Source organism: Nostocoides veronense (genome assembly GCF_039531185.1).
Classification (GTDB): domain Bacteria; phylum Actinomycetota; class Actinomycetes; order Actinomycetales; family Dermatophilaceae; genus Nostocoides_A; species Nostocoides_A veronense.
The window spans coordinates 72,860-93,210 of the sequence record NZ_BAAAPO010000046.1; the positions used below are offsets into that span (position 1 = coordinate 72,860).

At 68.1% G+C, this 20,351-nt stretch carries 21 protein-coding genes; 10 read left to right on the forward strand and 11 right to left on the reverse strand.

Annotation, left to right across the window (positions count from 1 at the left end; translation table 11 throughout):
* Positions 1-15: 15 nt before the first annotated feature.
* Positions 16-525, forward strand: a complete 510-nt coding sequence (locus tag ABD225_RS15195; protein ID WP_344087299.1) for a low molecular weight protein-tyrosine-phosphatase — start codon at positions 16-18, stop codon at positions 523-525.
* Here the strand turns inward: ABD225_RS15195 and ABD225_RS15200 are convergent.
* Positions 491-1,291, reverse strand: a complete 801-nt coding sequence (locus ABD225_RS15200) for a GNAT family N-acetyltransferase (protein ID WP_344087302.1) — start codon at positions 1,289-1,291, stop codon at positions 491-493. The two genes, ABD225_RS15195 and ABD225_RS15200, sit on opposite strands and share 35 nt — an antisense overlap.
* A gap of 153 nt (positions 1,292-1,444) precedes the next feature.
* Here ABD225_RS15200 and ABD225_RS15205 point away from each other — a divergent pair, with 153 nt between their 5' ends.
* The 5 genes from ABD225_RS15205 (at position 1,445) to ABD225_RS15225 (ending at position 7,141) form a co-directional block, all read left to right on the forward strand.
* Complete coding sequence (locus ABD225_RS15205) at positions 1,445-2,245, forward strand: VOC family protein (RefSeq protein ID WP_344087305.1); 801 nt, start codon at positions 1,445-1,447, stop codon at positions 2,243-2,245.
* A gap of 57 nt (positions 2,246-2,302) precedes the next feature.
* The gene (purB, locus tag ABD225_RS15210) at positions 2,303-3,706 is read left to right on the forward strand and encodes an adenylosuccinate lyase (protein ID WP_344087308.1); all 1,404 of its coding nucleotides are present in this window, start codon (positions 2,303-2,305) and stop codon (positions 3,704-3,706) included.
* A gap of 130 nt (positions 3,707-3,836) precedes the next feature.
* Positions 3,837-4,118: a metal-sensitive transcriptional regulator gene (locus tag ABD225_RS15215; RefSeq protein WP_344087311.1), complete on the forward strand. Its 282-nt coding sequence runs from the start codon at positions 3,837-3,839 to the stop codon at positions 4,116-4,118.
* A gap of 1 nt (position 4,119) precedes the next feature.
* Positions 4,120-6,390: a heavy metal translocating P-type ATPase gene (locus tag ABD225_RS15220; protein WP_344087314.1), complete on the forward strand. Its 2,271-nt coding sequence runs from the start codon at positions 4,120-4,122 to the stop codon at positions 6,388-6,390.
* 115 nt (positions 6,391-6,505) lie between these two features.
* A complete protein-coding gene (locus tag ABD225_RS15225) occupies positions 6,506-7,141 on the forward strand; it encodes a VOC family protein (protein WP_344087317.1) in 636 nt (211 codons plus the stop codon).
* Here the strand turns inward: ABD225_RS15225 and ABD225_RS15230 are convergent.
* The 5 genes from ABD225_RS15230 to ABD225_RS15250 are packed head-to-tail and all read right to left on the reverse strand — an operon-like array spanning position 7,131 to position 11,292.
* Positions 7,131-7,955 (reverse strand): RNA methyltransferase, encoded by an 825-nt coding sequence (locus ABD225_RS15230; RefSeq protein ID WP_344087320.1) that lies wholly within the window; start codon positions 7,953-7,955, stop codon positions 7,131-7,133. The two genes, ABD225_RS15225 and ABD225_RS15230, sit on opposite strands and share 11 nt — an antisense overlap.
* Positions 7,952-8,773: an HAD family hydrolase gene (locus tag ABD225_RS15235; protein WP_344087323.1), complete on the reverse strand. Its 822-nt coding sequence runs from the start codon at positions 8,771-8,773 to the stop codon at positions 7,952-7,954. The genes ABD225_RS15230 and ABD225_RS15235 overlap by 4 nt, the downstream gene beginning before the upstream one ends.
* A 3-nt stretch (positions 8,774-8,776) precedes the next feature.
* Positions 8,777-10,045 (reverse strand): serine--tRNA ligase, encoded by a 1,269-nt coding sequence (gene serS / locus ABD225_RS15240; RefSeq protein ID WP_344087326.1) that lies wholly within the window; start codon positions 10,043-10,045, stop codon positions 8,777-8,779.
* 51 nt (positions 10,046-10,096) lie between these two features.
* Complete coding sequence (locus tag ABD225_RS15245; protein WP_344087329.1) at positions 10,097-10,744, reverse strand: LysE family translocator; 648 nt, start codon at positions 10,742-10,744, stop codon at positions 10,097-10,099.
* Between the two features lie 2 nt (positions 10,745-10,746).
* A complete protein-coding gene (locus ABD225_RS15250) occupies positions 10,747-11,292 on the reverse strand; it encodes a DinB family protein (protein ID WP_344087332.1) in 546 nt (181 codons plus the stop codon).
* 46 nt (positions 11,293-11,338) lie between these two features.
* Between ABD225_RS15250 and ABD225_RS15255 the strand changes: the two genes are divergently transcribed.
* Positions 11,339-12,469, forward strand: coding sequence for a diacylglycerol/lipid kinase family protein (locus tag ABD225_RS15255; protein ID WP_344087335.1), 1,131 nt, complete (start codon positions 11,339-11,341; stop codon positions 12,467-12,469).
* A 164-nt stretch (positions 12,470-12,633) separates the two neighbouring features.
* On the opposite strand, the gene zwf is transcribed toward ABD225_RS15255, so the two are convergent.
* Positions 12,634-14,061: a glucose-6-phosphate dehydrogenase gene (zwf, locus tag ABD225_RS15260; RefSeq protein ID WP_344087338.1), complete on the reverse strand. Its 1,428-nt coding sequence runs from the start codon at positions 14,059-14,061 to the stop codon at positions 12,634-12,636.
* Between the two features lie 92 nt (positions 14,062-14,153).
* On the opposite strand from zwf, the gene ABD225_RS15265 reads away from it, so the two are divergent.
* Positions 14,154-14,975 (forward strand): patatin-like phospholipase family protein, encoded by an 822-nt coding sequence (locus tag ABD225_RS15265; protein ID WP_344087340.1) that lies wholly within the window; start codon positions 14,154-14,156, stop codon positions 14,973-14,975.
* 5 nt (positions 14,976-14,980) lie between these two features.
* The gene (locus ABD225_RS15270; RefSeq protein WP_344087343.1) at positions 14,981-15,985 is read left to right on the forward strand and encodes a 1-acyl-sn-glycerol-3-phosphate acyltransferase; all 1,005 of its coding nucleotides are present in this window, start codon (positions 14,981-14,983) and stop codon (positions 15,983-15,985) included.
* 33 nt (positions 15,986-16,018) lie between these two features.
* On the opposite strand, the gene ABD225_RS15275 is transcribed toward ABD225_RS15270, so the two are convergent.
* Positions 16,019-16,402, reverse strand: coding sequence for an ATP-binding cassette domain-containing protein (locus tag ABD225_RS15275; RefSeq protein WP_344087346.1), 384 nt, complete (start codon positions 16,400-16,402; stop codon positions 16,019-16,021).
* A 319-nt stretch (positions 16,403-16,721) separates the two neighbouring features.
* On the opposite strand from ABD225_RS15275, the gene ABD225_RS15280 reads away from it, so the two are divergent.
* Entirely contained in the window at positions 16,722-16,934 is a 213-nt protein-coding gene (locus ABD225_RS15280) for a hypothetical protein (RefSeq protein ID WP_344087349.1), read from the forward strand.
* A 10-nt stretch (positions 16,935-16,944) separates the two neighbouring features.
* On the opposite strand, the gene efeB is transcribed toward ABD225_RS15280, so the two are convergent.
* Genes efeB through efeU form a run of 3 tightly spaced genes read right to left on the reverse strand, consistent with a single transcriptional unit; the run spans position 16,945 to position 20,280 of the window.
* A complete protein-coding gene (efeB, locus tag ABD225_RS15285; RefSeq protein ID WP_344087352.1) occupies positions 16,945-18,255 on the reverse strand; it encodes an iron uptake transporter deferrochelatase/peroxidase subunit in 1,311 nt (436 codons plus the stop codon).
* Positions 18,236-19,387, reverse strand: coding sequence for an iron uptake system protein EfeO (gene efeO / locus ABD225_RS15290; RefSeq protein ID WP_344087355.1), 1,152 nt, complete (start codon positions 19,385-19,387; stop codon positions 18,236-18,238). Before efeO ends, efeB begins: the two co-directional genes overlap by 20 nt.
* Before the next feature lie 44 nt (positions 19,388-19,431).
* On the reverse strand, positions 19,432-20,280 hold the full coding sequence (gene efeU, locus ABD225_RS15295) for an iron uptake transporter permease EfeU (protein WP_344087358.1): 849 nt from the start codon (positions 20,278-20,280) through the stop codon (positions 19,432-19,434).
* Between the last annotated feature and the right edge of the window lie 71 nt (positions 20,281-20,351).

A 20,351-nucleotide genomic window follows, 5' to 3' on the forward strand; every position in this document is an offset into this window, starting at 1 on the left:
GTGAAGAATGAGACCGTGGCCTATCGGATTGTCGTCGTGTGCACGGGCAATATCTGCCGCTCCCCCATGCTGGAATTCCTGCTTCGAGAGGCCTTTGATCGCGAGGGCCTCGGTGATCAGGTCGAGGTCGACTCGGCAGGCATCTCGGCCGAAGAGTCCGGCAATCCGGCCGACAAGCGCACCATCGCCGCGCTGCAGCGGCATGGACACGCTGATTGGGGCGCGGGTGCTCATCGCGCGCGCCGGATCGAGCGATCGTGGCTGTCCGAGCGGGACCTGATTCTCGCGGCCGACAGTGGGCACCTGCACTCCCTGCAGCGCATGGCGGGCGAGGACGCCGACCACATCCGCACCATTCGCAGTTTCGATCCTGTGGCCGTTGAAGCCCGGACCCTCGATGTCGACGACCCGTGGTACGGCTTCTCGGAGCGCGCTTTCGATCAGACCTATGACGAGCTCACGGCCGCCGTCCCTGGCATCGTCTCGTTCGTCAAAGATGCTCTCGCGGAACGAGGTACGCGCTAGCTGGGTTGCGGTACGCGACCAAAGCCCGACTAGTCCACTCCTTGTCGGTGCGGTAGCCGAGGGAGTGGTAAAGCGCGCGGGCGGGGTGGGAATCGGCATACATCCCGAGCGTGCAGACCCCCTCGCGCTCGACCGCCCAGCGGGTCAACGCGGCCGTAACCGCGCGGCCGAGGCCCTGGCCGCGCGCTCGCTCCGCGGTGTGGATACCCGCGAGATGCGCTGTGCCGGAATCCAATCGGTGAATCGCCCCACAGGCGAGCAAAGCATCATCGCCGTCGCGGATGCCGAGCCAGAGGTCCGAGCGCCCCTGCCCCGGGTAGCCCTCGGAGCGCGGATTCTCCGACAGCAGCCGCGCGATCTCGTCGGCATCGCGCACATCATCCAGCTCGATCACCCGACCCTCCTCGGGTTGGATCGGCGGCGAGCTGGCGCACCACATCCAGTCCCACTCGCCGCCGCCGCGAGTGACGACATACGCGTCAAGAACGTGAATTTGATTGCGCGGCAGCGAGATCCAGCCGGGCGCCAACTCCGTCAGCACGCCCTGCCGTGCAAGCTCGGCGACCAGCGGCTCGACGTCGGCGCCCCAGATGCTCAACGTGGAGCGGCCCGAGTGGGAGCGCCGCAGGTACGCCACCGCGCCGCCGAGCGCATAGCCGGCGGCGAGATTCGCCGGCGGATCCCAGCGCGCGAAGGCGTCCTCCGCGCCGAGCGCCGCCACCAGCTCCGCGCGCGTCCGGAGTCGTCGCAACCCCTCAACTCCCATCCCGTCATTGAACATGACCCAGGGCTTCCCAGGGTCCCTTCTGCGAGTTCCCTGGGAACTCACCGCCGCCACTCGACGCACGAGTCGGGCAGGGGCAGGATGGCCGAGGCACCAAACCCGTTGCCCGACCGCTTCCCCTCCGGAGGTCCGCCCATGCCCACCCGAGATTCCGCCTGGCCCGAAGGCACGCCCTGCTGGGTTGACTGCCAGGTCGACGACACCACCGCCGCCCGCGAGTTCTACAGCCGCCTCTTCGGCTGGGAAATCGCCGACGGGCCCGAGGAGTTCGGCGGCTACCTCATGGCAATGAAGGACGGCCGAGCCGCAGCCGGCATCGGCCCGAAGCCCGACGGTATGCCGATGCCATCGGTGTGGACGACCTATATCGCCGCCGACTCGACCGATGCCGTCGCGGAGAAGATCACGGCGGCCGGTGGTCAGGTCATGATGCCGCCCTTCGATGTGGCGGATGTGGGTCGGATGTTCGTCGGACTCGACTCCACCGGTGGCGCTTTCGGGGTCTGGGAAGCTAAGTCCCACATCGGCGTCGGCATTTTCAACGAGCCGAACACGCTGTGCTGGAACGAACTCCACACGCGCCAGTACGCCGAGGCCAAGCGCTTCTACGCCGAGGTCTATGGCTACACCTACACCGGCATGATGGGCGAGACCGAGGACGGCTATGCCACCTTCGCCCTCCCGGGCAGCGAGGACGGTGTCGGAGGTATCTGCGATGACACGGCGATGCCGGACGCGCCCGAGGCGCCCACGCACTGGCTGACCTGGTTCGCCGTGGACGATGTCGATGCCTCCACCGCATTGGTCACCCAACTCGGTGGGCAGGCCATGATGCCGGCGACGGATATGCCGGTCGGGCGCGCCTCGGTGGTCGCCGGCCCGCAGGGCGAATTCTTCGGCCTGATCGCCGTGCAGGCTCCGGCGGAAGCGGACTGACCGCCGCCCCTCGGGCGCGATGACGGCCCGGCATACACCCCTGGCAGGATGGGGCGTATGCCGAGCCTCGCCGACGATGCCGTCGCCCTGGGAGCCCTCGACGGCCGCTACCGGCCCGCGGTGGCCCCCCTCATCGACCACCTCTCCGAACCCGCCCTGAACCGCGAGCGGCTGCGCGTCGAGATCGAGTGGCTGATCTTCCTCACCGATCACGGGGTGATTCCGGGCGCGGGCTCCCTGACGTCCGCTGAGCAGGAGGCCCTGCGGGCCATCCCCGAGCAATTCGGCCGCGACGATATCGCCGAACTCGCCGCCATCGAGGCCGAGACGCAACATGACGTCAAGGCGATCGAGTACCTCTTGAAGCGGCGCTTCGCCGCCCTGCCCGGCCGCGCGGCGGATGACCCGCTGACCGAACTCATCCACTTCGGGTGCACCTCCGAGGATGTCAACAACCTCTCCTATGCCCTGATGGTGCGCGGAGCGATCCGCGAGGTCTGGCTGCCCCGGGCGAGCGCGCTGGTCGAGCAACTCGAGGGCATGGCCCGGGAGTTGCGCGCGGTGCCGCTGCTCGCGCATACCCATGGACAGCCGGCAACCCCCACGACCATGGGCAAGGAATTGGCCGTGCTCGCGTGGCGGCTGCGCCGCCAGCTGCGTCGCATCGAGGCCGCCGAATTCCTCGGCAAGTTCAATGGCGCCACCGGGACGTATGGCGCCCACCTCGCCGCCGTGCCCGACGCCGCGTGGCAGTCGATCAGCCATGACTTCGTCGAAAGCCTTGGGCTGCAGTGGAACCCGCTGACCACCCAGATCGAGAGTCACGATTGGCAGGCCGAGTTGTATGCCGATCTAGCCCGCTTCAATCGCATCCTGCACAACCTGTGCACCGATATGTGGAGCTATATCTCCCTCGGCTACTTCGCTCAGGTCCGGGGGCAAGGCACCATCGGGTCGAGCACGATGCCGCACAAGGTCAACCCGATCCGCTTCGAGAATGCTGAGGCCAATCTCGAGGTGAGCAATGCGCTTCTTGATGTGCTCGCGTCGACCCTGGTGACATCCCGGCAGCAGCGCGACCTGACCGACTCCTCGATGCAGCGCAATATCGGCTCAGCCGTGGGACATTCGCTGCTCGCACTCGACAATGCAAGCCGCGGCCTGGCCGGCTTGGACGCCGCGCCCGAGGCGATGGCCGCCGATCTCGATGCCAACTGGGAAGTGCTCGCCGAGCCCATCCAGTCGGCGATGCGCGCGCTCGCGGCGCGGGGCGTGCCCGGCATGGCGAATCCCTATGAGCGATTGAAGGAACTGACCCGAGGTCGGCGCATCGGCCAGGCCGAGCTGGTGGAGTTCATCGACGGGCTGGGCCTGCCCGAGGACGTCGCCGCCCGCCTGCGCACGCTGACCCCGCAGACATATATCGGTCTCGCCCCCGACCTGGTCGAGCACCTGGACTAGCTCGCTGCATTCGGTACGACGATCGGCGGGCCATTCACCGCCGATCGTCGTACTCAACGTCCAGCTCCGGTGCGGAATACCCCATAGGGGTATGCTGTTGGGTGAGTTAACGACAGCACGGAGGTGCAGCATGGCTGGCTATAGCGGCAGCAAGGACGACTACCTTCGCCGCCTCAAGCGCATCGAAGGACAGGTGCGCGGCGTGGCGCGGATGGTCGATGAGGACGTCTATTGCATCGACATCCTCACGCAGGTGTCCGCGATCACCCGAGCCCTGCAGGCCGTCAGCCTGGGCCTCGTCGAAGACCACATCGGCCATTGCGTCGTCGACGCCGCGCGCGAGTCCGATGACGCCGCGCAGGCCAAGGTCACCGAGGCATCGGCGGCCATCGCCCGACTCGTGCGGAGCTGACATGCCCCAGGACACCCAGCAGGTCGACCTGGCCATCACGGGTATGACGTGCGCCTCCTGCTCCGCGCGCATCGAGCGCAAACTCGGCAAGCTCGAGGGCGTCGACGCGAGCGTCAATCTCGCGACCGAAAAGGCTCGGGTCAGTTTCCACGACCCGATTCGTCTCGAGGACATCCTGGCCACCATGCGCTCGACCGGCTATGGCGCCAGCGTCATCGAACCGCCGCGAGCGAGCGCTCCCGACGAACGCCACGCGAACCACCACACGACTGCCGCGACGGAGCATCACGCTCACGGTCAGCCGGAACACACGAATCATCTCGACCACGACGTCGCGCCTGCCGACACGCTGAAGCGCCGAGCCTTGATCAGCGCCGCCTTAACTCTGCCCGTCGTGCTGCTGGCGATGGTGCCGGCCCTCGGCGACCTGCCCGGGAATGCTTGGTACCAGCTGGCTTTCACGACACCGGTGGTGCTCTGGGCGGCCTGGCCCTTCCACCGCGCCGCGGCGATCAACGCCCGCCACCTGGCCTCGACGATGGACACGCTCGTCTCGATCGGGGTGCTCTCCGCATACCTCTGGTCGGCGATCGCCGTGCTCACCGGACGGGCGATGACCGACATGAGCCATAGCGGCCATGGAGTGCATGTCTACTTCGAGACGGCCGCGGTCGTCACGACCTTCCTGCTCATCGGCCGCTGGCTGGAGGCGCGCGCCAAGGCGGAGGGCAAGAACGCCCTGACGACCTTGCTCGACCTCGCCGCCAAGGAGGTGACGATCGAACGACGGGATGGCTCCGGGCGGGTCGTTGAGGAGCGAATCCCCGTCGAGCAGTTGGCTGTTGGCGAGACCTTTGTCATTCGTCCCGGTGAAAAGGTCGCGACGGACGGTCTGGTCCTCACGGGGCGCAGCACGATCGACACCGCGCTGGTGACCGGCGAGTCGATGCCGGTCGAGGTGGATGCCGGCGATGAGGTGACTGGCGGGACGATCAATGGCGCGGGGCGGCTCTTGGTCCGCGCGACCCGTGTCGGCGCCGACACCACCTTGGCCGGCATCGCGCGCCTGGTGGAGAACGCCCAGACCGGCAAGGCCGGCGTTGAACGGCTCGCCGATCGGATCTCGGCGATCTTCGTCCCCGTCGTCCTCGGCCTCGCGCTGCTGACCTTCGTGGGCTGGTGGATCGGAACCGGCAGCGCCACAACGGCACTCGGCGTCGCCATCGCCGTGCTGATCATCGCGTGCCCCTGCGCCCTCGGCCTCGCAACCCCGACGGCGATCCTCGTCGGCACCGGCCGCGGCGCCCAACTCGGCATCCTCATCAAGGGCCCGCAGGTGCTCGAAGACACCCGGCGCATCGACACCATCGTGCTCGACAAGACGGGCACCCTCACCCTCGGCCGCCCCACCTTGATCGATGTGACCACGCACGGCTCGCTCCCGAAGGAAGCCGCCCTGCGAGCCGCCGCAGCCGTCGAGGCCGGCAGCGAGCACCCGATCGCCCACGCCATCGTCGAGGCGGCGAAGGCCCGGACCCTCGACATACCCGCGGCCACCGACTTCGCAGCCCTTGCGGGCGACGGTGCCCGAGCCCGGATCAAGGACCAGGAGGTCGTCATCGGGCGCGCCACACTCTTTGAGCAGGTCCCCGCCGACCTGGCGGCTCGCGGGGACGGAACCACGGTCTGGCTCGGGTGGGACGGTATGGCGCGGGCGACCCTCACGGTCGCCGACGCTCTGCGCCCCGACGCCCCCGCCGCACTGCGCGAACTCGACCGGCTTGGGCTGACGGCATACCTCCTGACCGGGGACTCGCAGGTGACGGCGGATGCGGTAGCCGCCCAGGTGGGCATCCCGGCGGAGCGTGTGATCGCTGGCGTGCGGCCCGAGGAGAAGTTCGCGATGATCCGTCGGCTGCAGGAGGACGGCGCGGTCGTCGCGATGGTCGGTGATGGTGTCAACGATGCCGCCGCGCTCGCGCAGGCCGATCTCGGCATCGCGATGGGCTCGGGCACCGATGTGGCCGCGGCGAGCGCGGACCTGGTCCTGATGCGGGAGGACGTCCGCGCCATCGGGCAGGGCATCGGGCTCTCGCGCGCGACGCTGCGCATCATCAAGCAGAACCTCGCGTGGGCGTTCGGCTATAACGCGGCCGCGATTCCGCTGGCGATGGCCGGGCTGCTCAACCCGATGATCGCCGGCGCCGCGATGGCCGCTTCAAGCGTGCTGGTCGTGACCAACAGCCTGCGGTTGCGGCGTTTCGGCCGCTGACTCCGGGCGCTGGTGCCTCTTGATCGTTCAAAGGGTCGGGCGGCCCGTCGTCGCGCACTACTGCACGCCGCCCGTGTGGTCAAGAGCACCCCTTTTCGTGTGGAACGATGAACGCATGCGAGTGGATCACGTGTCGTATGCCGCCGAGTCGGATGGCCTCCACGCGACCGCCGAACGGCTGGCCGCCAAGCTCGGGGTGACGCCCGTCGAGGGTGGCATTCACCCCCGGTTCGGCACGCGCAACATCATCCTGCCGCTGGCGCATGAACGCTATGTCGAGGTCGTCGAGGTGCTCGATCACCCGTCCGCCGACAAGGCGCCGTTCGGTCAGGCCGTCCGTGCTCGCAGCGAACTGGGTGGCGGCTGGCTTGGCTGGGTCGTCCGCGTCGTTGACCTGTCCAATCTCGAGGAGCGGCTCGGCCGCGCGGCGGTCGACGGCAATCGCCGCATGCCCGACGGCCGCGAGTTCAAGTGGCGTCAGCTCGGCGTCAAGGGCCTGCAGGCCGACCCGCAGCTGCCCTTCTTCGTCCAGTGGGATGGCGAGTCGCCGCACCCCTCCGACGAAGCCGCGACCGAGGTCACGATGAAGTCGCTGGAGATCGCTGGCGACCCCGACCGCGTCACCGACTGGCTGGGTCTGCCCGCCGAGACCACGAGTTCGGTCATCGCCTTTGACTTTATTGCGCCCCACGGTATGCCGGGCCTGATGTCGGTCACCTTCAACACCCCCGCGGGCGACGTCACCGTCTGACCGCGCGCTGGCGCACTGCTTCGAAGAGCACGATCGCGGCCGCTGTCGCGGCGTTGAGGGAGTCGGCGCGGCCGGCCATGGGTATGCGGACGCGAATCGTCGAGGCTGCGAAGAGTTCCTCATCCAGGCCGTACTTCTCGGTCCCCACCGCGATCGCGACCGGGCCGCGCAGGTCGGCGTCGCTATGCAGTAGGTCGGTGTCCGGGGTCGTCGCGACGAGTGCGACCTTGCGCTCGGCGAGCCACGCGATGGTCTCGGCCGTCGTCGCGGACGCCACCGGCACCGAAAAGACCGTCCCCTTGCTCGCGCGCACGACGTTCGGGTTGCCCCAGTCGGTGACCGGGTCGGCGGCGATCACCGCGGCCACACCGGCCGCGTCGGCTGTGCGCAGCATCGCGCCAAGATTGCCCGGCTTCTCGATCCCCTGGGCCACGAGCAGGAGCCCGTCGGTGGGTATGTCGAGTGCGGACAGCCCGCGCCCCGGGCTCGGGGCGACAGCGAGGAAGCCGTCCGGGCCCTCGCGGTAGCTCGCCTTCTCGAAGACCGCGCGCGAACATTCGATGATCTCGGCGCCGAGTCCGCGGACCTGCTCGACCAGATCGTCACCAGACCCGCCTGGGCCCATTAACTGCGGGCAGTGGAACAGGGTTCGCGGGCGGACACCGGCCGCGATGGCCAGTTCCAGTTCCTCGCGCCCTTCTAAGCGGGTCAATCCGGACACATCGCGGTCACGCCGATTGCGCAGCGCCACAACGGCTTTGATGCGCGCGTTGGCCGGGGACGAGATGACGAGATCGGGTCGAGGTGCGCTCATGGCGCCGCGACTTCCCGACCCCGCCGACCGGGCAGCGAGTCGAGGACGAGGGCGAGGCCATCGGCATACACATCTTCGGTGACCTCGTCGGCGACCGCCTTGACCTCCTCCGGCGCATTGCCCATCGCGACCCCGCGGGCGGCCCAGCGCAGCATCTCGACATCATTGCGCTGGTCCCCGACGGCGAGCGTATGCATCGGCTGGACCCCGAGGCGGCGTCGGACGAGTTCGAGGGCGCTGCCCTTGGAGACGCCCTCGGGGTTGATGTCGAGCCAGGCGGAGAAGCCGACGGCATAGTTCACGCCGTGCAGGCCGATCCGCTCGGCGAGTTTGGTGAAGTCCTCGCTGGTCCCGGTGGGGCTGCGGAAGGTCACGCGCGTGACCGGGTCGGCCAGCAGTTCCTCCCACGGCACGACCGTGACGACGCCCTCCAATGGATCTGGGAAGGGCGCGCTCACTTTGAAGCCGACGCCCAAATCCTCCACTGCCACAACGGCATCCGGCCACGCCCCCCGCAGCAACTCCAGCGCCGGACCCGGGTCGAAGGTAACCGCTTCCAGGACTTCGTAACCGCTCGGGTGCTCGGGGTCCAAGGCGATGGTGACGGCGCCATTGGAGCACACGGCATACCCCTGATCGAGACCGAGCTCGGTGAGGATCGGTAGTGTGCCGAGCACCGAGCGGCCGGTCGCGATGACGACATGGTGACCCGCGTCGGCGACGCGGCGGACGGCCAAGCGGACGCGCTCGCGCAACTCACCCTCGTGAGTGATCGTCGTGCCGTCGATGTCGAGGGCGACCAGATGGGCGTCGCGCACGAGTCAGGCGACCGGCGTCAGGACATCGAGGCCGACATACGGGCGCAGCGCCTCGGGCACGACGACCGAGCCATCCGGCTGCTGGTGGTTCTCCAGGATCGCGACGAGGAAGCGGGTCGTGGCCAGCGTGCCGTTGAGGGTCGCGACGACCTCATTACCCTTCTCGCCGCGCATCCGGGTGCCGAGCCGGCGAGCCTGGAAGGTCGTGCAATTCGAGGTGGACGTGAGTTCGCGGTAGCGGCCCTGGCTGGGGAACCACGCCTCGCTGTCGAACTTGCGGGCCGCGCTCTGGCCGAGGTCGCCGGCGGCGGTGTCGATGATCCGATAGGGCACCTCGATCTTGGCGAGCATGGCGCGCTCCATGTCGAGCAGGCGCTCGTGCTCGGCCTCGGCGTCGGCCGGGTCGCAGTAGACGAACATCTCGATCTTGTTGAACTGGTGCACGCGGATGATGCCGCGGGTGTCCTTGCCATAGCTGCCGGCCTCGCGGCGGTAACAGGTCGACCAGCCGGCATAGCGCTTCGCGCCGGCGCTGAGGTCGATGACCTCGCCGGTATGGAAGCCCGCGAGCGCGACCTCCGAGGTGCCGGTGAGATAGAGGTCGTCGGCTTCGAGGCGATAGACCTCGTCCGCGTGCCGGTCGATGAAGCCGGCGCCCTTCATGACCTCCGGCAGGACCAGAGTCGGGGTGATCATCGGCACGAAACCGTGCTCAAGCGCGAGCGCCATACCGGCATTGAGCAGGCCGAGTTCGAGCCGTGCCCCGGGGCCGGTCATGAAATAGAAGCGCGAGCCCGCGACCCGCGCACCACGGGCCATGTCGATCGCGCCGAGGCCCTCGGCGAGGTCCAGGTGATCCTTGGGCTCGAACCCTTCGGTCGCGAAATCCCTTGGCGTGCCGATGATCTCGCGCACGACATAGTCGTCCTCGCCGCCCGCCGGCACGCCGTCGACGATGACATTGCCGATCGACATCAACAGCGCGTCGCGCTCGGCGACGGCGGCGGCAGCCGTCGCGTCCAGTTCCTTCACCTTGGCTGCGATCGACTTGGTCTCGGCGAGCAGCGCCTGCTTGGCCTCACCCTGCGCCGCGGCGACCTCCTTGCCCATGGACTTCTGCCGGGCGCGGAGTTGCTCGAATTCGGTCAGGGCGGCCCGTCGCTTGGCGTCAGCGTCGAGGACCTGGTCGACGAGCGCGGGGTCATCTCCGCGCGCGACCTGGCTGGCCTTGACCCGATCCGGGTCGTCGGCAAGAACTTTGATGTCGATCACTGGGCAAGTTTATCGGCGCCCGCCCCGGACCTCTCGCGACTTTCCCGCGACTCAAGCCTGCTGCGGCCGGCCGGTCAGCATCAGGGTGACGCCGAGCAGGATCATCATCACGCCACCAGCGGCGCTGAGCCGGCGCAGGCGGTGGGGGCGGCTGGCGAGCCAGGCGCGGGCCGAGCCGGCGGCCATGGCAACCAGCCCGTCACTCGTCACGCCGACGACGAAGAAGGTGAGGCCGAGGACTGCCATCTGTAATGGCACTGGGCCGTGCCCGGGGGCGACGAATTGCGGCAGCAGGGCGACGAAGAACACGACGGTTTTGGGATTCGTCACCCCGACGATGAAGCCGTCACGGATGGCGTGGTGGGCTAGGCGGCGCTGCGCATCAAGAGTCGCCAACGCCGCCTCCGCGTCGCCGCGGTGCCGGATCGTGGTGATCCCGAGATAGATCAGATATGCCGCACCCGCGACTTTGAGGATCGTATAGAGCGCCGCGCTGCGCGCGACCAGCGGACCGAGACCCACGGCAATAAGCAGGATCTGAGCGAGGATGCCGAGGCCGTTGCCGAGCACGGACAGCATCGCGACGCGCCGACCCTCGGCGAGCGCGCGGCCGATGACGAAAAGCAGACTGGGCCCGGGGATGGCCGCCAGCAGCAGGCTGGCGACGAGGAAGCCGAGCCAGAGATTCAGCGGTGGCATAGCTAGCTGCGCACATCCCACACGTGGTGGGTCAGGTCGTGCAGCAGGTAGGCACCGAGCGTCGTGACGGTGAAGGCCGAGCCGTCCCCGCGTCGCCCGGTGCGCTCCCAGGCACGCTCGGGAATGGTGGCGTATGTCGTCGCGAGCCGCTCCGCCGCGCTCGCCAGCTCGGTGCGCACGACGGCGGGGTCCTGGTCGGCATACCTCTGCTCGATCGCCGTCGCGTCCTGGTCCCAATTGGCGAAGGGCGGATCGTCCTGGTCGAGCATCAGGTGGGTGCGGTCGTCGAAGAGACGGCAGACATCGCGGACGTGGCAGCCATATTCCAGCGGCGACCAGACGCGTGGCGCGGGCCGCTCTCGGACGTCTTGGCGGGTGAGGACGTATTGCCAGGGCAGACTTGCCTGGCGGATGGCATCCGCATACTGCCCGGGCGCGACGGCCGCGGGGTCGAAACCACAGTCGGGGCAGGGCCGGTCGAGCACCCAGGTCCAGTCCTTGTCGTCGGGCTCGGGGGCAGCCAAGGATCCCGCGCGGTCGTCGCTCATGCCACACATGTTAAGGAGCGCGGGGCACGCTGGTAGTTTCACCCGCGTGCCCAACACCGTGATGCTGCTCGGAGCCCTGGCATTCGTCGGCTTCCTGCTTGTTGCCGCGGTGCTTTTGGGCATCAACTCCCGCCCTGGTCGGCATGCCCGGATTCGGCCGCATCGGGACAGTTTCCGGCAAGCCACCGTCGAGCCGCCGCGCAAGAAGCGGGCCGCGGTCATCATCAATCCGACGAAGTTCGACGACCTCGCGACCGTGCGAGCCACGCTCGCCGCCGTCGCGACTGGCCTCGACTGGGACGCCCCTTTGATTGTCGAGACCACCAAAGAAGATCCCGGTGCCGGCCAGGCGAGCGCGGCGGTCGCCGAGGGCGTTGATCTGGTCTGTTCGCTCGGCGGTGACGGCACGGTCCGCAATGTGGCAAGCGCGCTGGCTGGCACCTCGACCCCGCTTGGGCTGCTGCCCGGCGGCACGGGGAACCTGCTCGCTCGCAATCTGGAGTTGCCCGTCTCTGATCTTGCCGAAGCTTTTCGCGTGGCGTGCACGGGCCGCAACCGAGCGATCGACGTGGCGTATGCCGTTCTGGCTCAACCGGATTCGTTCGCTCCTGCCAACGCCTCCAAAGCGGATGCATCCACGAGCGATTCCTCCACGAGTGAGTCGCCCTCGGTCGAGCATGCCTTCCTCGTGATGGCCGGTGTCGGTCTGGACGCGACGATCATGTCGGAGACGACCGAGGAGGCGAAGGCCAAGATCGGCTGGCCGGCGTATGCCGCGACAGGTTTCCGTAACTTCCTCGGGCCGCGCCTGAAAGCGCACGTCTCGATCGACGGCGGCCCGGCCACCTCGGTGCTCGCCCAGACCGTGCTGGTCGGCAATTGCGGCAGGATCACCGGCGGCATCAACCTGATGCCCGATGCCGAACCGGACGATGGTGTGCTCGACTGCGTCATCCTGGCGCCCAAGGGTTTTCCTGGCTGGGTGAATGTCACCGCGCGGGTCCTGACCCAGCACCGAGGGACGAGAACCGAACGACTGCAACGGCATACGGCCACCACGGTGACCATCACGACCGACAAGCCGCAGGCGGTTCAGCTCGACGGCGATGTCATCGGCGAGACCCGCGAGATCCGGGTGCGCATCGCGCCGCGCTCGCTGCTGGTCCGCAGCACCTGACGCCCCTCCCCGCCCCGAGCGGAGCGGGGTTTCTGAACGCGAGCGGGGCTATAGGGCCGCTCGCGTTCAGCAGACCCGCTCGGCTAGGCAGAAACCCCGCTCGGCTCGGCAGAAACCCCGCTCGCGTGCACAAAGCCCGCTCGGCTCGAGGCTGGCAGCGTCGGTCAGCTCGGCTCGCGCCACTTGCGCTCGAAGGGCAGCCGCCAGCCGAAGGGCGAGACCAACTGGTGAATCTGGTTCGGGCCCCAGGAGCCTTGGTCGTATGGGCGCACGATCGGCGGGTTGTCGAGCAGCGGCTGGCTGATCTCCCACAGGCGCTCGATGCCATTGGCGGAGGCGAAGAGCGTCGAGTCGCCGCGGGCGGCGTCATAGATCAGCCGCTCGTAGGCCTCCAGCACCGAGCCCGCCCAGGTCGTGTCCTTCATCGCGAATTGCATCGACAGCTTGTCGAGCCGATAGCCCGGACCGGGTCGTTTGCCGTAGAAGGACAACGACATTCGCGGCTGGTCGGACAGGTCGAAGGTCAGGTGGTCTGGCCCATGGTCACCGACGCCGGGCCCGGGCGGGAACATCGAGCGCGGGGGCTCCTTGAAGGCGATGGAGATGATGCGGGCGCCCTCGCCCATCCGCTTGCCGGTGCGCAGGAAGAACGGCACGCCGGCCCAGCGCCAGTTGTCGATGTAGCACTTCAGGGCCACGAAGGTTTCGGTCTCGGAGTCGGGGGCGACCCCGGGCTCCTGGCGATAGCCGACATACTGCCCGCGCACGACATTGGTCGGCTCGATGGGAGACATGGACCGGAAGACCTTGGTCTTCTCCCGGTTGATGGCGGCCGGTTCCAGCGCCGACGGCGGCTCCATCGCGGTGAACGCGAGCACCTGGAAGAGGTGGGTGACGACCATGTCGCGGTAGGCGCCGGTCGCCTCATAGAAGTCGCCGCGCTGGGTCAGGCCAAGCGTCTCCGGCACATCGATCTGGATGTGGTCGATGTTGTTGCGGTGCCAGATGGGCTCGAAGAGACCGTTGGCGAAGCGGAAGGCCAGGATGTTCTGCGCGGCTTCCTTGCCGAGAAAGTGGTCGATCCGGAAGATCTGGCTTTCGTCGAAGACCTCGTGCAACTGCCGATTGAGCTTGACGGCCGAGGCGAAGTCGGTGCCGAAGGGCTTTTCCATGATGATCCGCGAGCGATCGGCCAAGCCAGCAGCGGCAATCGTGCTCACCGCCGCGAGGGCGGCCTTCGGCGGAACCGATAGATAGTGCAACCGCAGTTCGTTGTCTCCGGGCAATTCCTCCTCCGCGCGTAGGACGGCCGCCTTGAGTTGGTCGGGGCCGGCGGAGAGCGGGACATAGTCGAGGCGCTGGCTGAAGGCGTTCCAGTCCTCGTCCTTCAACGTCCGCGTGCTGTGTTCGCGGATGGCCGTCAGGGCCAGATCGCGGAAGTCGTCAACGCTCATTTCGTCCAGCGAGGTGCCGACGACGCGAAGGTCATCCAGCAGGCGGGACTGGAAGAGATGGAGCAGTCCGGGGATGAGCTTGCGCTTGGCCAAGTCTCCGGTGGCGCCGAAGAGAATCACGGTGACGGGTGCGCTCATTCACCCATCTAACCCCTCCACGGCTCGCCGCGCCATCACGAGAAGGCGTCGGTCCCGAGGCCGAGGAGGAGCTCGCGGCCTACGCTGGGCTCGTGGGTTCTCGCACGGCATACGTCCTCGGCGGCGGGGGTGTGCTGGGTGCCTCGCAGGTAGGTATGGTGCGCGCGCTCGCCGAGGCGGGGATCGTTCCCGATCTCGTGGTGGGAACGAGCATCGGCGCGCTCAATGGGGCCTTCATCGCGGCCGACCCGAGCGTTGAGGGAGCGGAGCGGCTGGCGGAGGTGTGGAAGGAAGTCGTGCGCGAGGGCGTGCTGTGGGAGCGTCCGGTCCGCAAGGCCGCCCGCATCGCGCGCAATCCCACGCACCTGCTCACGCATGCCCCCCTTGCGACGGTCATCGACCGCTACCTCCCGCTCGAGCGCATCGAAGACCTGAACGTGCCCTTTCAGTGCGTGGCCGCGCGCCTCGAGGACGCCAGCGCAATGTGGTTCTCCCACGGCCCGATTCGGCCCGCGGTGCTCGCGTCATGTTCGGTGCCGGGGCTCTTCCCCCCGGTCGCCATCGATGGATCGCACTACCTCGACGGCGGCCTGGTGCACTCGATCCCCGTTGGTCGCGCCATCGACCTCGGGGCTGACGAGATCTATGTTCTGCAGGTGGGACGGGTCGAGCAAGGGCTCGCGGTGCCGCGCGCGCCCTGGGACGTCGCCGCGGTGGCCTTCGAGATTTCGCGCCGGCACCGCTATGTAGAGGAGATCACGCGCGTGCCCGATTCCATTGCGCTGCATGTCCTTCCGAGCGGTGCCAGTGGCGCGCCGACGGTCTCCCTAGCCCAAGCACGCGGCCGCAAGATGCGTGATCGCATGGACGCCGCATATGACGCGTCCACGAACTATCTCGACGCGCAGGACTGATCGCGATGGCGATGGGCGGGATCAAACCACCACCGGTCTTTGTCCGGCGACTGCTGCGCCTGGTGTGGCCGGTCGTCGCGATCGCGGTGACCTTCGTCGCCGCTCCGGTGCTGGTGGCTGGCGCGCTGTGGTCGGTGGTGGACCGGCGCGCCCGACTCTTCCGGGCCACTGGGATGCTGCTGCTCGTCGTATGGCTAGATCAGCAACTGCTGTGGGGCTGTTGGCGATTGCGTGTGCAGGAGCCGCTGGGCAGCGGGCCGCAGTGGCAGGCTGACCACGAGAAATTGCTTGTCGATGTCCTGGACACCGTGATGCGTCTGGCCCGCAAGTGGGTGGGTTTTGAGGTGCGTCTGGATGCCGTAATGGACTTCGGCGAGCCGGACCGACCGCTGATCTCCTTCGCCCGGCACGCCGGACCGGCCGACTCGGTCGCGGTCGCCTGGCTGCTCTCACGCACCGCCGGGCGCCTGCCACGGATCGTGCTCGCCGATGCCCTGCGCTGGGATCCCGGCCTCGATTTGGTGCTCACGCGTCTCGGGTCCTCCTTTGTGCCGTCGGCATCCGGCGCCGGCGACGACCGGCTGCTCGGGGTGCGCCGGCTCGCGGATTCCCTGGCTCCCAAGGACGCCTTGCTGATCTTCCCGGAGGGCGAGAACTGGACGCCGGATCGCCGTCACCGGCGCATCGAGCGGTTGCGTGCGGCCGGCCAGCAAGCCCGGCTGCGACAGGCAGAACGACTGCGAAATGTCTTGCCGCCCAAGACCAAAGGCGCAATCGCGACGTTGATGGCTCGGCCCGACGCCGATGTCATGATCGTGGCGCATGCCGGGTTGGGCCGGCTGACAAGTCCCCGAGCGATCTACAACGCACTCCCCTTCGATCGGCCCTTCCTCGTGCGGACCTGGACGTATGCCGCCACCGACGTCCCGCGCGACCCCGCCGCCATCGAGACGTGGCTCGCGGACCGATGGAGCGAGATCGACGCCTGGGTCGACGCCCAGGACGAATAGATCTGGGACACCCCACGACGTTCGCAGCACGGCCTAGCCGGTGGCGCCTTGTGCGCACGCGGCGATACTCGTCTCCGTCAGCTCAGCACCCGAGAGTTCGGCGACCACTGCGCCGAGGCGCAGAACCAGCACGCGGTGACAGATATGCGCCAACTGTTCGTAATCGCCGGACGCGATCAGGACCACCGCACCCGCCGCCGCAGCGTCGCAAATCGTTTGCAGCACATCGAATTTCGCGCCTGCGTCAATGCCCTGGGTCGGCTCGTCCAGCACGAGGACGGTGGGTTGGTGGTCCATCCACTTCGCCAGCACAACCTTCTGCTGATTGCCGCCGGAGAACTGCCCGACCCGGGCCGTCGGATCCGGCGGACGCACGCCGAATCGGCGCATGGCATCACCCGCCCGGGTGACCTCCACGCCCCGCCGGCGGCGCGCCAGGGACGAGGAGCGCGTGTCCGGCAGGATCGCGAGATTTCACTCGCTTGAGCGTCCAGCCAGACGCCATCACGCTGTCGATTGCCCGGGACCATGCTGATCCCGCGCGCGATGCGTTCCCCGATGCCGGCCGCACTGAGGTCCTCGCCAGCCAGCACCAGACGACCTGCCGTGGCCGGAGCAGCCCCCGCGACAAGAGCGGGGAGCTCTTCATGCCCCATGGCTGCTCGGCGACTACCGCTTCGAGCCGCTGACCGGGCTGTGGCGCCACCGGCTCGGGCCGGTCGAGCCGCCGCTGCGATTGAGCGACATCTCGTACGCCACGGACGGCACGATGACCTGGCCGAGCCACGCGACCACCGCCCCGCCGGGGGCCTTGGCGGGCTATCAGGAGCAGGCCCGCGAACTGCTCGCGGCCACGGACGCGCCGGACCTAATACGGCACCGCGCGGATGCCGAGGACTTCGCTGGCCTGCGCTGGTTCGTCCTGCCGGACCGCTGCCTGCCCGAGTAATCTCGGGAGATCAACCGAAGAGCTGGGTGCCCCAGTCGGCGCCGTCGGCCAGGCCAGGCGGGCAGGCGAAGAGCGCAGAGCCGGTGTGCTCGATGTATTCGTTGAGGACGTCCTTGGCCGCGAGCGCCCGCTGCATCGGGACGAATTGGGCGTGCGCGTCGCGCATGAAGGCGACGAAGAAGAGGCCGGCGTTGAGGTGGCCCAGGCCGTCGGAGCCGTCGGTGAAGTTGTAGCCGCGGCGCAGGATGCGCACGCCATTGAGGTTGTCGGCGTGGGCGAGGCGGATGTGGGCGGCCATGGGAATGGCGGGCTGGCCATCGGTCCGGGTGGCCGCGAAGTTAATCGCGTCGAACTCCTTCTTGGCCCCGAGCGGCTCGCCCTCGAGCTTGCCGCGACCGAAAATGTCTTGCTGCTCTTGCAGATTCGTCCGGTCCCAGACCTCGATATGCATCCGGATGCGCCGCGCGACGAGATAGGAGCCGCCGGCCATCCAGGCCGCCCCACCGGGCACATCCTCGGGGGCCACCCACACGTGCTGGGCAAGGCCCTCGGCGTCCTCGGCCTTGACGTTGTTGGTGCCGTCCTTGAAGCCGAAGAGGTTGCGCGGCGTCTTCTGCGCGACCGAGGTCGAAGAGGTCCGGCCGAAGCCGAGCTGGCTCCAGCGCACCGCGACGACGCCGAAGCCGAGCCGGATCAGGTTGCGGACCGCGTGCACGGCCACCTGCGGGTCGTCCGCGCACGCCTGGATGCAGATATCCCCACCGCAGGTGGCTGGGTCAAGGTCGTCGCCCATGAAGGCTGGCAGGTCGTGCAGCGCCTCGGGCTTGCGCCCGGCCAGACCGAAGCGCTCAAAAAGGCTGGGGCCGTAGCCGATCGTGATCGTGAGATTCGCCGGCGGCAGGTCGAGCGCCTCACCGGTGTCGGTGGGCACGCCATATGGTCCGAGGCCGACGGCGCCACCCGGGGCGGCCTCCGCGCCATAGGTCATGCGTTCGGCCGCGCGGGTCCACGCCGTGAGCATCGACCGCAGGTCCTCGGCCGACTCCGAGACCACATCGAGGGCGACGAAATGCATCCGGTCCTGCGCCGGGGTGACGATGCCGCCTTGGTGGGCGCCGCGGAAGGCGATCGGCGTTCCGACCGGGCCACCTTCTCCCCCAACCGAATCCGGAGACGGAGCAGCGGCGACGTGCCCGCTGTTGCGGGTGGCGGCATACATCAGGGACGCCCCGGCGGCACCGGCGGCGACCCCGAGGGCCGAGCCGACAGCGGCCCGGCGGGAGGGGTCTACGGCGTGGCCGTCAGGCCTTGGCGACGACACCGGCCACCTGCGCGACATTCTCGGAGAAGGCGTCGAGCGCCTGGGTGAGCTTCTTGACGTCGTCCTCGGTGAGGTCGGTGTAGAGCTTGAAGCCGTCCCCATCGCGGTAGGTCTCCAGCAGGTCGCCGAGGGCCTTACCGGTGGAGTCGATCTTTGCGACCAGGTCCGGGTCCTTCTTCTCCAAGAACGGACGAAGCTCGGCGATAGCCTGCTTGGACCCCTCGAAGTTGGCCTCGAAGTCCCACAGATCGGTGTGGCTGTAGCGCTCTTCCTCGCCCGTGACCTTGCCGGTCGCGATCTCGTCGAGGAGCGCCTTGGAGCCGTTGGCGAGCTGGAGCGGGTTGAGCTCCACGGACTTGGCCTTGGTCACCAACTCGGTGACGTCGGCCAGCAGCTTGTCCGCAATGGCGTTGGAGTCCTTCTGCAGGCCATCTACCCACAGGTCCTTCTCAAGCCGGTGGTAGCCGGTGAACTCCATGCCCTCAGCCGTGACATCCTCGCGGCCGTCGATCATCGGATCGAGGTCGCCGAAGGACTCCGCCACCGGCTCGATCCGCTCCCAATAGGACCGCGCGTGCGGGTATGCCGCCTTGGCCTCCTCGACCTTGCCCGCCTTGACGAGCGCGACGAAAGCCGTTGTCTCCTTGAGGAATTCGTCGGCCTGACTGTTAACCCAGCGCGAGTAGCCGGTGACGGCCGTCTTGAGGTCCTCGTCGTCGGTCTTGGCCGCGGGCGCATCACCCGTGACGGTGAAGGCCGCGCGGATGCCGTCCCCGACCATGCCCGGCTTGCAGGCCGTCTGATAGGTCCCTGGTTCGGTGACCTCAACGTGGAAGTCGCGGGAGATGCCGGGCGTGATGTTCTCGACCTCACCGACGATCCGGTCGCCCTCGGCATACACATAGAACTCATTGATCTTGGTGCCGGTGTTGGTCACCTTGAAGGTAATGGTGCCCGCGGGCGCCGTGGCCGTCGAGACCTGGCACTCCGTGTCGGTCGCGTTGACGGTGATCGGTCCGCCGCTCGCGGAGCCGGATCCGCTCGGCGAGGATGACCCGCCACAGCCGGTCAGGGCCAAGCCGGCCGCCCCGAGGAGGGCGAGGGCGGGGCGAGTGGTGAGGCGTGCAGACATACGGACGGAACTCCTGAGAACTAATCGGGCAGGGGGTATGCGGATCAGGCGGCGACGCGGGCGTCTCGCGCGGGTGCCGGGGCCGGCGGGCTCGCCACCGGCCGCAGGAAGAGCGGCATGACGATCGCGACATAGGCCGTCCAGGCGATCGCTTGCAGCCAAGTCGTGGCCGGGGTGAAGTTGAGGATGCCCTTGAGCAAGGTGCCGAGCCAGCCGCCGGGCTCGATGATGTGGCTGATGTCGAAGGCCAGCGAGTGCAGGCCGGGCAGGAAACCGGCTTCCTGCAGATCGTGCAGGCCATAGGCGAGGATCCCCGCGGCCACCAGCACGAGGAAGATTCCCGTGTAGCGGAAGAACGACCCGATGTTGAACCGGATGGCGCCGCGATACATCAGCACGCCGATCACGATGGAGCCGAGAATGCCGACGACCCAGCCGATCAGCGGCTGGCTCGTGCCGGAGCCCGCGGCCTGCGCGGTGGCGTAGAAGAAGATCGCCGTCTCCAGGCCCTCGCGGCCGACGCCGAGGAAGCCGACGAGAGCGACCCACAGGCCGCCGGCATCGAGCGCGCGGTCCATCGACCCCTTGAGCTCACCGGAGATGGTTCGGGCGGCTTTCCTCATCCAGAAGATCATCACGGTGACGAAGCCCACCGCCAGGATCGACGCGGAGCCGCCGATCAACTCCTGCTGCTCGAAGGACAACTGCCGGGTGCCATAGGTCAGCAGGGCGGCCAGGCCAGCCGACAGGACAACCGCGGTGGCCACTCCCGCCCACACCCACTTCAGCGCCCAGCGCCGGTCGGTCTTGACGAGGAAAGCGATCAGGATGACGACGACCAGTGAGGCCTCGAGACCTTCGCGCAAGCCGACGAGGGCGTTGCTGACGAGCATCTGATAATCCTTGCGCCGGACGGATTCCAACAGAGCTAAGGTAAGCCTTACCTAATCGGCCCTGTCAAATG